This is a genomic window from Ruegeria lacuscaerulensis (genome assembly GCF_013031245.1).
GTDB classification, from domain to species: Bacteria; Pseudomonadota; Alphaproteobacteria; order Rhodobacterales; family Rhodobacteraceae; genus Ruegeria; species Ruegeria lacuscaerulensis_C.
Genome location: NZ_WPZL01000008.1, coordinates 15,494 through 28,955, shown reverse-complemented (window position 1 = coordinate 28,955; position 13,462 = coordinate 15,494). Strand labels below are relative to the sequence as shown.

The window sequence follows — 13,462 nt, the reverse complement described above, 5'->3', positions numbered from 1 at the left end:
CACCGGGATTGAATTATTCGCGAAAGGCCCGGTTGAAGTAGTCGGCCAAAGGTTTGATCAGGTAGGAAAGCGGCGTCCGCTCGTCCGTTTTGATCATCGCCTCGACAGGCATACCGGGTAGCAGAGCTTGTCCGTTCAAGCGCTCGATTTGATCGTCCTCCGGCACCACTTCGGCACGGTAGAACGTCTGACCAGTGTTCTCATCCGTAAAGGTGTCTGCCGAAACAGTGATGACCCGACCGTCTATCTCGGGCGTTTCACGCTGGTTGAAAGCGGGGAAACGCAAGGCCACGGGTTGCCCAATATGCAATTGATCCACATGAATCGCATCCACGCGCGCCGCTACAAGCAACGGCGTGTCCTGAGGCACAACATACATCATCGGTTCAGCAGGCTGGATAACCGACTGCAGCGCAAATACCTGACTGCCATAGACAGACCCTGTAACAGGCGCGCGGATATCCAATCGTGACAGTTGCACATCCAGTGACAGGCGGCGTTCGTCCAGTTCGGAGATTTGGGTCTGAGCATCCCGCAATGCGGTGATGGCCTCTTCCCGGCGGGTGGCTGTCAATTCGACAATCTCAATCTCAGTGGCCGCAATTTGGCCCTTCAGCCGCGCCACCGAGGCCTCAAGGCGGCCAATCTCACCCGTCAGGCTGGCTTCTTCCCGCTGCAAGGCCGATACCCGGCTCGCTTGCGTCAAACCACGTTGCAACAGGTCTTGCTGGTCTTTCAGCTCATTCTGAATCAACTCGACCTGGCGGCGTAGGGATACAAGCTGTGCCTCGGTGCCCTCGATTTCACTTTCTATCTGAACCGTCTGTTTGCCTAGCTGTTGCGTCTGTTGGGTCATCGTTTCCAAACGGGCCTCGAACAGGCGCTGCTGGCCGGCAATCAGTTCTGGATCAATGCCTTCCCGCATCTGAAGTTCCGCCAACTGGGTCGCCAGTGCGTCGGCGTCCACACCGTCACGCTCGGCCTCCAACCGGATTCGGCGCGCCAGCAATTCGAACAGTTGAGATTCGACGATAGTTTTCTCAGACGACAAGAACGTGTCGTCCAGACGGACCAGCAAATCCCCGGCGGCCACGTCATCCCCGTCGCGCACAAAAATCTCGCCGACGACGCCGCCATCGGGATGTTCAACCACTTGCCGGTTGCTTTGCACCTCGATGCTCCCCTGCGACACGATGGCCCCGGCAAGGCGGGTCTGAACAGCCCAGATGCCCAATCCACCTACCAGAATGCCCAATGCCGCAAAGCCGACCAGCGCGGGTATGGTGATACTCCAGACCGGGCGTTTGTATTGAACCGTTGCGTCCTGCATCATTCACCCACCTGGCTAAGACCCCGTCTGATTGCACTGGCATTTTGCACCATCGCGCCCAACACCTCATCGCGGCTGCCGAATTTCACGACCTGTCCCCGCTCGACAACCGCCAGATCGTCGCATTCGGAAATCGCCTGAGGGCGATGCGTCATGATGATGGCCGATTTCCCCGCTTCCTTCAGCCCCCTTACGGCGGCGTTCAGTGCTTCGGTCCCATCTGCATCCAGCGCAGAGTTCGGTTCGTCCAGTATCAGAAGAACCGGGTTTCCATACAGCGCGCGCGCCAATGCGATGCGCTGTTTCTGGCCGCCGGACAGCTGACTGTCATTGCCCTCCAGAAACGTATCGTAGCCTTTTTCCAGCGATAGGATCAGTTCGTGCGCCTTTGCTTTTTTGGCGGCCTCAACAACGGCTTCAGGGTCTGGATTTTCTGACATGCGGGCAATGTTCTCGGCCACAGAACCGTTAAACAAAGTGACTTCTTGCGGCAGGTAGCCGACGTGCTGCCCCAGATCTGTCGGATTGTACTGATCCAGCGTCGCGCCGCCCAACCGGATTTCACCAGCGGCAGGTTGCCACAGTCCCATCAAAGCCTTGGCGAGCGTGGACTTTCCTGATCCGCTTTTGCCGATGACGCCAAGGGCCTTGCCCGGTTCGAGGCGAAGTGTAACACCGCGGAGTGTGGGCGTGCTTGAGCCTGGCGGAATGACTGTCAGGCTTTTGGTAACCAGTTTTCCTTCGGGTATAGGAAGTTTGGTGCGCGGGGCTTCGGGCGGGGTTGCGTCCAGAAACTGGTTCAGCGATATCCAGGCTGCGCGAGCTCTTTCAATCATACCCCATTGGCCAATGGATTGTTCCACAGGCGCCAGCGCCCGGCCCAGCAGGATTGATCCGGCAATCATTGCACCCGGCGTCAACTCGTTGCGCAGCACCAGCCACGCGCCGAGTGCCAGCATTGCAGACTGCAAAAATAACCTCAACGACTTGGTGAGCGACGTGAAACTACCAGTCCAGTCACTTGCGGCGATTGTCTGGCTCAGTGCATTGGTCCGTTGTTTCTGCCACCGCGATGTAATGTCTTCCTGCATACCCTGAGACCGCACTACTTCGGCCGCCTGTCTGGCATGTTCTGAAAAGGCGTTGGCCTGAGCCGAGGCCCTTTGCGCTTCTGCGACCTTGCGATGGGTCAGAGACTGGTTCAGCAGGGCGATCACTATCAGCAGAGCACCACCTGCCACGGCCAGCCACCCCAGCAAGGGATGAAACAGAAAGATTGCGGCCAGAAAGACCGGTGTCCAGGGGATGTCCATTAGGGCAAGCAAAACCGGCGAGGAACAAAGGCTTTGAATAGATTCCAAATTGCGCAACGCAGTTGCTGGCGCCGATCGCGCCTGCGGGTACAGTGACCGCCGGAGCGTCGCGTCAAACACCCGCTCGTCAAGTTGGGACTGAAACCGGGCGCCAAACCGTGCAACGATTCTACCCCGGGCAAAGTCCAGCATCGCCATAAGGGAGTAAAGTAAAACCACCAGCAAAAACAGCGCGGTTAAGGTCTCAACCGCCCGCGATCCCAGCACCCGGTCGTAGACCTGCAACATGAACAAAGGGCCGGTCAGCATCAGTAGATTAACGAAGATGCTGAACAGGAACGCCAAGGCCAGAAAAGTTACGCCCTGATCGCGCACTTTTCGCAGCTCGTATCGGGGCGGCATTAACATGCGGTTCTCTGTGTTCACGAACGAGGCCTATGATTGTTGGTTTGTAAGAGGCAGGAGAGCCTTCGATGCGCTGCATCCTAGTTTGTTGCTGATGGGTTGAAAATGCGAGAATCGGTGGATCGGCGAAAAGCCCCCAACCGCCTGTCGGATGACCTCGCCAAGCCAGCGGTTAGATCGATCCGTCCCGTACGTCCGGAATTGTTAAAAGCAGAAAAATTGCCCGATCTGGGTTGGTTCAAATCAAGCAGTTGTTGTAGCCATTTAATTGCAGAACCCGTTCTTTTGCCCTGAAAACCGCCAGGTTCGCATTTGCCTTTAACTTGCGCCAGTTTCTGGCCAATGGGCCAAAAGGCGCCAGTCAGGTTATCCGGCACGTCCGCCAACATGAGGGTGACATAGGCACTACTGGTGGCGGGTGAGCTGATCCGGTCATTTAGCGCGGCCCAGGCGGTACTAGCGTTGTTCTTGCCCGGTTCCTCACAACGGGAGTGTGCGTTCATAATGAAGTGTGCCGACCATTCGGGATATGCTGTGCCATGAGTTGGGCGTGGGCCATTGCTCTGCCGACATAAGCAGCAATTACTTCGTATGTCTGGTCGGGCAGGACGGCTATCCCTTCCAACAGCTTTTAAATCGTTTCCGTAGTGAGAGCGCTGTAATCATTAAATTTCCAATATTTCAAGGCGGTTGGAATCGGAAGCCGTGAGGATGGAACCGTCCGCTATTACAACTCCAACCTCGCCAGAATACGCCCGGCCGGGCACGGTCTTGCAGATTGAATTTCCGGGTGCGATTTATGATGCCGGGGTGTTGGGCGCTCCGATTCGCGAACCCGACAGTACAAAGATGTGCTGCTATTTCCGAAGACCTTTCGCGAAGTTTTTCAGGCGCCACGCTCGGTTATTAAGACGAGGCCTGCGAGTAAGCCCCTACAAGTTCTGCACGCCTCGCAGTGTTAATGAACTGACCAGATCCGCGTAATCCTCGCGGGCTTGGGATCCGGCACCTGTATTCCACATGTAATACCAGTTCAGCATTCCGAACACCGACATTGTGGTTGCGCGCAACTTTGCGTTATCCCCGTCGAATGCTTTGGGCGAAACTTCTCTTACGATGTCGCTCACGAAATTCACCAGATCACGCTGATATCCACGCAGAAGTTTCTGCTGGTCTTCGGTCAGGGCCGTCATGCCACTGATTTGCACACGATGTTCGTCATCAGCTCCCTGATAAGCAAACAGGATTTCACGGATCGTGGCTTGCAGCTTTTGCTCGGGTGTCAGACCGTCTGTCTTGACAGTGCAGATCCGGTCTCGAAGCTCACGCAGATAGGTTTCAAGGATGTCGTAGAGAATGGCATCCTTGCTATCATAGTAGTGGTAGATATTGGCCTTGGAGATGCCGCACTCTTTCGCCAATAGCGTCATCGAGGCACGATCAAATCCTTGATCGGCAAATACTTTGGCGGCCGTTTTAAGGATTTGCTCTCGCTTTTGGCCGTGATCTTTGGCGATTGTGCGGGCCAAGGCTCACTCCTTATCACGATTGTCTATGACGCGTTTCGCCTTGCCTTGCGAGCGCTCTACATTTCCGGGATCACCTACAACAATCTCGGTGGAAACGCCAACAATGTCCTTGATCCGTTTGGTCAGCATCCGCGCGGCGGCAGTCTTGGACAATTCATCGGTTGAACCCGGCGTGGCTTCGACAATAATCCGCATGGCGTCCAGCCGCCCGGACTTGAACAACTCAATCTGGTAGTGGGGCGCCAGACCGCCGGTGGCCATGACCTGTTCTTCTATCTGGCTCGGGAAAACATTGACGCCGCGAAGGATGATCATGTCGTCACTGCGACCGGTGATCTTGGCCATCCGACGCATGGACCGCGCAGTCCCAGGCAACAGCCGGGTCAGATCGCGCGTGCGATAGCGGATCATCGGCAGCCCTTCCTTGGTCAGAGTGGTAAACACCAGTTCGCCCAGTTCTCCGTCAGGCAGCACGTCACCGGTTTCAGGGTCGATGATTTCCGGCAGGAAATGGTCTTCCCAGATCACCGGACCATCTTTGGTCTCAACGCATTCGTTGGCTACACCGGGCCCCATGATTTCAGAAAGCCCGTAGATATCGACAGCGTGCATGTCAAAGGCCTTTTCGACCTCAAGGCGCATGGCTTCAGTCCAGGGTTCGGCGCCAAACACCCCAACCTTCAGCGAGCATTCACGCGGGTCCAGACCCACTTTGCGAAACTGCTCCAGGATATTGAGCATGTAGGATGGTGTTACCATGATCCCATCGGGTTTGAGGTCGGTGATCAACCCAACCTGCTTCTCCGTCTGACCTCCGGACATCGGAACAACGGTCGCCCCAAGACGTTCGATACCGTAATGAGCCCCAAGCCCGCCAGTAAACAGGCCATAGCCATAGGCATTGTGCACCATATCACCCTTGCGCAGGCCCGAAGCTCGTAAAGAGCGCGCCACGAGGTCTGCCCAGTTCTCGATGTCGTTTTTGGTGTAACCCACCACAGTCGGCTTGCCAGTGGTGCCGGATGAGGCGTGCACACGAATAATCTCGCTGCGCGGCACGGCGAATAAACCGAACGGGTAATTGTCACGCAGGTCGTTTTTGTACGTGAAGGGGAATTTAGCCAGATCGGACAGGTCGTTCAGGTCGTCAGGATGCACGCCCGCCTCGTCGAACCTGTGCTTGTACATCTGCACATTTTCATAGGCATGGCGCACCGACCATTTCAGGCGATCCAGTTGCAAGGCACGGATTTCGTCGATCGAGGCGATCTCAATCGGGTCGAGATCAGTTTTGTGCGGGGTCAGATCTTTCATCGCGGCGCTCCTCCAAACGCGAAACTATTCGTCGAAATGTCGACCACCAACCGCGCGCGACACGCCGCGGAATTCCGCGATCAGGGTATCGTCCTGGTTGGTGATACGAACGTCGTATATGCCGCTACGGCCCGCCAGAGTAACTTCGTTCGCTCGGGCGGTTAGGCGGTCATCCAGCCGGCCGGGTGCCATATAGCTCATCATCGTATGTTGCCCGACCGTTGAAACGTTGCGGCTGTTGCAGGCGAAGGCAAAAGCGCTGTCAGCCAACGCGAAACTGACGCCTCCGTGACAGATGCCATGGCCGTTGCAGTGGTGGGCCTTGATAGTCAGAGCCAGGGTTGCGCGCCCTTCGTTAACGTCGATAATCTCCATGCCGAACCATTTGCTGGCTTCGTCATTAGCCCACATGCTCGCGGCGGATTTTTCGGCACGTTCTTTGGGAGTCATCATCAATTGCCCTGAAAGTTTGGCGCGCGTTTCTCAAGAAAGCTCGCAACGCCTTCTGCATAGTCAGCACTTTCCCCGCAGGTTTTCATTGCGTCCGCCTCAATATCCAATTGATCGGACAAGGAATTGACGGCAGCAGCCTGAATGCACTGTTTGGTAAGTCCCAGCCCGAGGGTGGGGCCATTGGCGAATTGCTCGGCAAGAGCACGGGCTTCGGTCATGAGTTGGTCATCGGGCACTGATTTCCAGATCAGGCCCCAATTTTCGGCCTGCGTTGCAGACAGAGGCTGGGCGGTCAATGCCAGGCCTTTGGCGCGGGCTTCGCCCAATAGACGAGGCAGGTGCCAGGTACCGCCTGTATCAGGGATCAATCCGACCTTGGAAAAGCTCTGAATGAATTTGGCGTTTTCCCCCGCCAGAACCATGTCGCAGGCAAGGGCAAGATTTGCTCCGGCCCCGGCGGCCACGCCATTCACTGCGCAGATCACAGGGAAGTTCAGCGAGCGGATCAACCGGACCAGCGGCGCATAGAACGTTCGAACCGTTTGGCCCAGATCGGGCGGGCCGTCCATTTTTGACGGGTCGCGGTCCCCAAGGTCCTGTCCTGCACAAAACCCGCGCCCCGCGCCGGTTAACAGAACTGCGCGGGCGCGATTGTCGCGGGCAAGCTTCAGAGCGTCCTGAAGGGCCACGTGCATTTCTTCGTTGAATGAGTTCAGCTTTTCCGGGCGGTTCAGAGTGATTTCGACCCAATTCCCATGATCCTGTATAAGAATCGTATCGCTCATGACTGCCCCGCCTTTGTTTCAAGTTAACTATTGCATTAACCGAACGGTTGGTCAATATTTAGCGAAACATCGAGTCTGAACCCTCAATGAGAATGATCATGCAGCAACCGCCACCGGTGAAAGTTGAGCGCGAGGGCGACATCGCCTGGGTCACAATCGACAATCCACCTGTGAACGCCACGTCAATCGGAGTGCGTCAGGGGCTTGCCAATGCGGTTGAGGCAGTCAAAGGCGCACGTGTTGCCGTGCTTACCTGCGCCGGAAAGACTTTTATTGCAGGTGGTGACATGTCTGAATTCGACGCGCCACCGGTCGAGCCGCATTTGCCGGACGTTGTTCAGATGATTGAGGACAGCGAGGTTCCTTTTGTCGCTCTGATGCATGGCAATGTGCTTGGTGGCGGATTCGAGGTTGCCATGGCCTGCGCTTGGCGCATTGCGGCATCCGACACCAGGTTTGGTTTGCCAGAGGTCAAGGTGGGTTTGATTCCGGGGGCAGGGGGGACACAGCGGCTTCCGCGCCTTGTGGGTATGGAAGCTGCCATCGACATAGCCTGTTCGGGGAAAATCCTGACAGCGCAAGACTTGTTGGACCTGGGCGCGGTGGATTACGTGGCCGAAGATTTGCAGAGTGCGGTTAGGGAATTTGTCACTGACCTGCCGGATCGGCCCGTCCCGGTCAGCCAGAGAGATGTCCCGAAATACCCGCCGGAGTTGATTGAAAAATCGCGCGAAACGCTCTTGAAGCGTTCAAAGGGGCAGCAGTCGCCATTGGAAAACCTGACGGCCTTGATCTGGTCGTCCGAGCCATTTGCAAAAGCCCAGCCGAAAGAGCGCGCCCGTCATCTGGAGCTTCGCCAGCGTGCGGAAAGCCGTGCGCTTCGCCACGCCTTTTTTGCGGAACGCAATGTGGCGAGGCCACTGGCCATTAAAGGCGCTATCCCGCGTGACATCAGCCGGATAGCTGTTGTTGGCGGTGGCTTGATGGGGGCGGGGATTGCAACTGCTGCTCTGCTTGGGGGGCTGTCCGTCACCCTAATCGAACGTGATGCCGATGCTGCCGCCGCCGCACATGAACGGGTCGCGGGCCTTTTGCAGGGGGCGGTCAGCCGGGGCAAATTGACCGGGGCGCAATTGCAGGATCGAATGGAAGCGTTTCGCGCTGTCGACGATTATGCGGCTGCTGCGGACGCCCAATTGGCCGTTGAAGCGGTGTTCGAAGATCTTGCTGTCAAGCAACAGGTGTTTGCCGAGCTTGCAGAATACATGGATGGTGAGGCCATTCTTGCAACCAACACCTCTTATCTTGATCCGATGGAGATTTTTGCCGGGATAAACAATCAGGCCTGCTGCATCGGGTTACATTTTTTCAGCCCGGCCCATGTCATGAAACTGCTGGAGATTGTGAGAACCCCACACACGTCCTCTGAGGTTATCGCCACTGGATTTGCGATTGGCAAAAGGCTGGGGAAGATTTCGGTTTTGTCAGGAATTTGCGACGGGTTTATCGGCAACCGCATGCTGGCAGCCTATAGGCGGGAGGCGGACTACCTTCTGGCGGATGGGGCTCTGCCCTATCAGGTGGACGAAGCGATGCGAGAGTTCGGGATGCCTATGGGCCCATATGAACTTCAGGATCTGACGGGTCTCCAGATTGCTTGGGCCAATCGCAAACGCAATGCTGCAACCCGCAACCCGCAGGAGCGGTATGTCACCATAGCTGACCAGCTGTGCGAGAATGGACGGTTTGGTCAGCGAACAGGTAAGGGGTGGTATCGTTATGACGACGGCAATCGCACGCCGATCCGTGATCCTGATGTAGAATCGTTGATCGAAAGCTATTCTGCGGCACATGATATCCAACGACGCGAATTTAGAACCGAAGAGATTTCGTCTCGCTTGATTGCAGTTTTGTCCAATGAAGGCGCCCTGATTGTCGAAGAAGGCATCGCCGAAAGTGCCGAAGCCGTCGATATGGTTCAAATTCACGGCTATGGTTTCCCGCGTTGGCGGGGCGGGCCGATGAACTATAGCAATGAAATTGGACCGGCGGTTTCCCGGCAGACCATGGAAACAGTGGCTGCAGAAAATCCCGGTTCATGGAGGATTGCGCGAGAGCGGTAAACAGAATTTTCGTTTCACACAGTTCGGCTCTGCAGCGCAGTTCCCGAACTCTAGATGCCATATTTCAGGGAGGAACCGATGGCCAAATTCACGAAACTCACTTCGCTTCTGGCGGGCGCTACGATGGCCCTGTCTGGTGCTGCGGCCTATGCTGCGGATTATACGCTGACCATTTCCAGCTGGGCGCCACCGACGCACGGTATCAATGCCATGATGTGGCCGAAATTCATTGAAATGGTTGAAGAAGCCACAGATGGGAAGGTCACCGCCGAACTTAAACTGGGTATCGCCCCTCCGCCCGCGCAGATGGATCTGATCATGGATGGTGCGGCAGATGCGTCGATCATCTTTCACGGCTATCAGCCCGGTCGCTTTGTCACGACCAAGATGATTGAGCTGCCCGGGTATGAAGGATCGGCCGAAGCGGCATCTGTTGCTTATTGGCGCACCTACGAAGACCACCTCAAAGCGGCTGATGAGCATCGTGGTGTAAAAGTGATCGCACTGCACACACATGGCCCTGCGCAACTTCATTCAAGTTCATCCGTGACTTCTCTGGATGAGGTGTCCGGGCTGAAGGTCCGGATACCTGGTGGCGTCGGCGGCGATGTCGGTTCTGCCCTTGGCGCGACCGGAATTCAGGTGCCGGCACCGAAGGTCTATGAGACCCTCGCTTCCAAAGCTGCGGATGGTGTGGTCATGCCGTTTGAATCCCGCAAGGGGTTCAAGCTGACTGAAGTTGCCCCGAACGTTTACGAAGTTCCAGGCGGTCTGTATCGAGGTTCTTTTGCCTTCATCATGAACGAAGACACATTTGCCGACCTGCCCGAAGATCTGCAGGCGGCACTGGAAGAAAACGTCTTTGGTGAGCCGCTGAGCCGTGAAATCGGCAAGATCTGGGATCAGATCGATGCAATTGGCCGTGAAGCCACGGAAGCCGCAGAAGGTAATGCGATCAACACGGCGTCTGCTGAAGATCTTGAAAAATTCAATGCGATTGCCGTCGATGTACGCACAAAAGTCATCGATGAAGTGAATGGCTCCGGCGTGGACGCGCAGGCTGCTTATGACACGATCGTAAAGGAAATGGCCGCCCAATAAGGCAGCCCGGCTGGCGGAAACAAGCCGTCAGCCAATTTCACCCGCTGGGAACCAACCATGCAAAACTTCGTGACCCTCGCGCGTCGTGTCAGCTTTCTTCCAACGCTGCTGGCTTGCCTGGCGCTGTTTATCCTGATGGTGATGACCTTCTTCGACGTCATCTTTCGGTCCGTATTCAACGCGCCCATCGAGGCCGCAACGGAACTGACCAGAATCCTGATGGCAATCCTGGTGTTCTCTGTTTTGCCGATGATCTCGGCTTCGAAAGGCCAGATCGCGGTCGACCTGACAGACGGGTTGTTTGCTCGGTTGCGCCTGAGCCGCATACGGGATGCGGTCGTTTACTTGGCTTCAGGTATAATGCTGATCTGGCCAATCAAACGCGTTTGGATTCTGTCTGAGCGCGCCCGCGATTATGGTGATGTGACGGAATACCTTTCCATTCCCGTATTCTACGTCGGATGGTTCATAACGGCATCGATCACGATCACTGCCGTCGCGATGGTCGTTACTGGCCTGTTGCATCTCTTTGCCCCTCATATCCTTTCGGAGCAAACCCAATGACCGCGGCACTGATCGGTTTTGCCCTCGTACTTATTCTCGTGCTGGTGCGTCTTCCCATTGTTTTTGCAATGGGGCTCGTTGGTACATTGGGTTTTGCATATGAGCGAGGGGGAAGTATCTTTTCAGAACGCGGGTTGAAGGCTGCCATGTCGATGGTGGGCCGTCAGATCACGGACACCGCACAGGATTACGGCCTGTCGGTCATCCCGTTGTTCATTTTGATGGGACTATTCGTGAACAAAGGCGGTCTTGCGCGCGAGCTCTACGCAGTGTCCAACGCCTTTCTTGGTCACTTTAAGGGCGGCATTGCCATGGCGACCGTTGCAGCCTGTGGTGGGTTCTCGGCAATTTGCGGCTCGTCACTGGCCACTGCTGCGACCATGTCTAAGGTCGCAATGCCGGAGATGCGCCGCTATCGATATTCGGACGAACTTTCAACGGCTTCGATTGCGGCTGGCGGGACCCTCGGCATCCTGATCCCGCCCTCGGTGATCCTCGTCATCTATGGGCTGCTCACAGAGACCTCAATCGGCAAGCTATTCGTTGCTGGCATCCTTCCAGGCATATTGGGCATCCTCTTCTATCTGTTCGCTGTCCGATGGACCGTTTGGCGCAAAGCGGATTCCGGTCCGGCAGGAGAACGCCATGGCTGGGGTGAGCGCCTGAAAGCGTTGCGCTCTGTCTGGGCCGTTCTGCTCCTGTTCTTCCTTGTGATCGGCGGCCTCTATGGTGCCTTTGACTTCCACCCGCTGAACCTGACCTTTAGCCCGACCGAGGCGGCAGGAATGGGTGCTATGGGTGCTTTTCTGATTGCATTGTCGCGCGGAGGGTTGACCGTTCGTTCGACATTCGAGGTTTTGAAAGAGACCACTCACACTGCTGCGGCACTGTTTTCGGTATTGATCGGCGCGCAAGTGTTTTCGAACTTTATCAATCTCGCCGGCCTGCCCGAGGCTTTGATCGCGATGGTCACGGCCTACGACGTCGCGCCCTTTGCTGTCATTCTGATGATCCTTGGCATCTACATTATTCTGGGCTGCGTTTTTGAATCGCTTTCAATGCTGTTGTTGACCGTACCCATCTTTTTTCCGCTGGTAACATCGCTGGGCTATGACCCGATTTGGTTTGGTATTGTGGTCGTCGTTGTCACAGAGATAAGCCTGATCACGCCGCCAGTGGGATTGAATGTTTTTATTCTGAAGGGCGTTGTCGGTGATGTATCAACAGCGACTATTTTTAGGGGCGTTACACCCTTCTGGGTCGCTGACATTTTCCGGTTGGCATTGATCGTTCTGGTGCCGTGGCTGGTGCTGGTTTTGCCGGAACAGATGGGCGCGATGGGTCACTGATGTTTAGTCTGACGTCGCTTCCCCCGGGGTTTCACGTTGACCCATACCTGTTCTACACACAGTTGCGGGAAGAAACGCCAGTGTGTCCGCAACCCGGTGGATCAGTGATCCTCTCGCGATACGACGACCTGAATGTGGTCTACCGTGACACGAAGCGGTTCATTTCCGACAAGAAGGCGGTGTTCGGTCCGAAGTTCGGCACCGACAGCCCGCTGTATGAGCACCACACCACGAGCCTGGTGTTCAACGACCCGCCGCTTCATACGCGCGTTCGCAAAGTGATGGTCGGGGCAATGAACCCGCGTGCTCTGGCGCAGATGGAGCCGGGATTGATCGCGCTGGTCGATACTCTTCTGGACGAGATGGAAGCGAAGGGTGAGGTCGAGCTGATCGAAGATTTTGCCGGCGCCATCCCGATTGAGATCATAGGCAACCTGTTGGGTATTCCCCGCAATGAGCGAGGCCCTCTGCGTGACTGGTCACTCGCAATCCTCGGCGCGTTGGAACCTAAGCTGACGACCGAGCAGAAAGAGTGGGGCAACCGGTCCGTGACCGAATTTAAAACCTTTCTGCGTTACATTGTCGAAGACCGCCGGGCAAAGCCCGGTGACCCAGAGACAGACGTTCTGACCCGACTGATACAGGACGATGTGGATGGTGGACTTACTGAAGTCGAACTGTATCAGAATTGTATTTTCATCCTGAACGCCGGGCACGAGACGACGACCAACCTAATAGGTAATGCGCTGGAATTACTGGACCGGCATCGTGATAAACGAATTGAGCTTTTGACCAATCCGGACCTGATCACTACGGCTGTAGATGAGTTTCTGCGCTTTGAAAGCCCGAACCAGTTTGGCAACCGCCTGACTGCCGAAGAGGTGGAGTTTCACGGCCATACTATTCCGGCAGGCACCGATATCCATCTGTGTATTGGCGCCGCCAATCGCGATCCGCGTCAGTTTGAAAAACCTGACGAGATGGTCTTGCAACGATGGCCGAACAAACACCATGCGTTTGCCGGGGGGCCACATACCTGTGTTGGTTTGTCGTTAGCTCGGATGGAAGGGCGTGTGGCAATCAGCCGGTTTCTGGGCCGCTTTCCAAATTATCAACTCACCGACGAGGCCCAGCGTGGCGGGCGGGTTCGGTTTCGCGGCTTTGCGCGGCTTCCGGCGCGCGTTTGCTAAGTGTCC

General features: G+C 56.1%; 12 protein-coding genes. 5 read left to right on the top strand and 7 right to left on the bottom strand.

Annotated elements, in window-relative coordinates; translation table 11 throughout:
- Positions 1 to 13: 13 nt before the first annotated feature.
- From GOX66_RS12130 to paaG, 7 genes are all read right to left on the bottom strand, one after another.
- Positions 14 to 1,333 carry an HlyD family type I secretion periplasmic adaptor subunit gene (locus tag GOX66_RS12130; RefSeq protein WP_237212571.1) on the bottom strand — a complete coding sequence of 440 codons (1,320 nt, stop codon included), beginning with the start codon at positions 1,331 to 1,333 and terminating at the stop codon, positions 14 to 16.
- Positions 1,330 to 3,051 carry a type I secretion system permease/ATPase gene (locus GOX66_RS12125; RefSeq protein ID WP_170762972.1) on the bottom strand — a complete coding sequence of 574 codons (1,722 nt, stop codon included), beginning with the start codon at positions 3,049 to 3,051 and terminating at the stop codon, positions 1,330 to 1,332. Before GOX66_RS12125 ends, GOX66_RS12130 begins: the two co-directional genes overlap by 4 nt.
- Before the next feature lie 77 nt (positions 3,052 to 3,128).
- Positions 3,129 to 3,551 carry a hypothetical protein gene (locus GOX66_RS12120; RefSeq protein ID WP_170762970.1) on the bottom strand — a complete coding sequence of 141 codons (423 nt, stop codon included), beginning with the start codon at positions 3,549 to 3,551 and terminating at the stop codon, positions 3,129 to 3,131.
- Between the two features lie 429 nt (positions 3,552 to 3,980).
- Positions 3,981 to 4,577: a TetR/AcrR family transcriptional regulator gene (locus GOX66_RS12115; protein WP_170762968.1), complete on the bottom strand. Its 597-nt coding sequence runs from the start codon at positions 4,575 to 4,577 to the stop codon at positions 3,981 to 3,983.
- A gap of 3 nt (positions 4,578 to 4,580) precedes the next feature.
- Positions 4,581 to 5,891 (bottom strand): phenylacetate--CoA ligase PaaK, encoded by a 1,311-nt coding sequence (gene paaK, locus GOX66_RS12110; protein ID WP_170762966.1) that lies wholly within the window; start codon positions 5,889 to 5,891, stop codon positions 4,581 to 4,583.
- Between the two features lie 24 nt (positions 5,892 to 5,915).
- Positions 5,916 to 6,341, bottom strand: coding sequence for a hydroxyphenylacetyl-CoA thioesterase PaaI (gene paaI, locus GOX66_RS12105; protein WP_170763104.1), 426 nt, complete (start codon positions 6,339 to 6,341; stop codon positions 5,916 to 5,918).
- 2 nt (positions 6,342 to 6,343) lie between these two features.
- Positions 6,344 to 7,129 carry a 2-(1,2-epoxy-1,2-dihydrophenyl)acetyl-CoA isomerase PaaG gene (gene paaG, locus GOX66_RS12100; RefSeq protein ID WP_170762964.1) on the bottom strand — a complete coding sequence of 262 codons (786 nt, stop codon included), beginning with the start codon at positions 7,127 to 7,129 and terminating at the stop codon, positions 6,344 to 6,346.
- Positions 7,130 to 7,227: 98 nt separating this feature from the next.
- On the opposite strand from paaG, the gene GOX66_RS12095 reads away from it, so the two are divergent.
- The 5 genes from GOX66_RS12095 (at position 7,228) to GOX66_RS12075 (ending at position 13,456) form a co-directional block, all read left to right on the top strand.
- Entirely contained in the window at positions 7,228 to 9,252 is a 2,025-nt protein-coding gene (locus GOX66_RS12095) for an FAD-dependent oxidoreductase (RefSeq protein WP_170762963.1), read from the top strand.
- Between the two features lie 78 nt (positions 9,253 to 9,330).
- Positions 9,331 to 10,353: a TRAP transporter substrate-binding protein gene (locus tag GOX66_RS12090; RefSeq protein ID WP_170762961.1), complete on the top strand. Its 1,023-nt coding sequence runs from the start codon at positions 9,331 to 9,333 to the stop codon at positions 10,351 to 10,353.
- 57 nt (positions 10,354 to 10,410) lie between these two features.
- Positions 10,411 to 10,917 (top strand): TRAP transporter small permease, encoded by a 507-nt coding sequence (locus tag GOX66_RS12085; protein ID WP_170762959.1) that lies wholly within the window; start codon positions 10,411 to 10,413, stop codon positions 10,915 to 10,917.
- The gene (locus tag GOX66_RS12080) at positions 10,914 to 12,266 is read left to right on the top strand and encodes a TRAP transporter large permease (RefSeq protein WP_170762957.1); all 1,353 of its coding nucleotides are present in this window, start codon (positions 10,914 to 10,916) and stop codon (positions 12,264 to 12,266) included. Before GOX66_RS12085 ends, GOX66_RS12080 begins: the two co-directional genes overlap by 4 nt.
- A complete protein-coding gene (locus GOX66_RS12075; protein ID WP_170762955.1) occupies positions 12,266 to 13,456 on the top strand; it encodes a cytochrome P450 in 1,191 nt (396 codons plus the stop codon). The genes GOX66_RS12080 and GOX66_RS12075 overlap by 1 nt, the downstream gene beginning before the upstream one ends.
- The last annotated feature ends 6 nt before the right edge of the window (positions 13,457 to 13,462 follow it).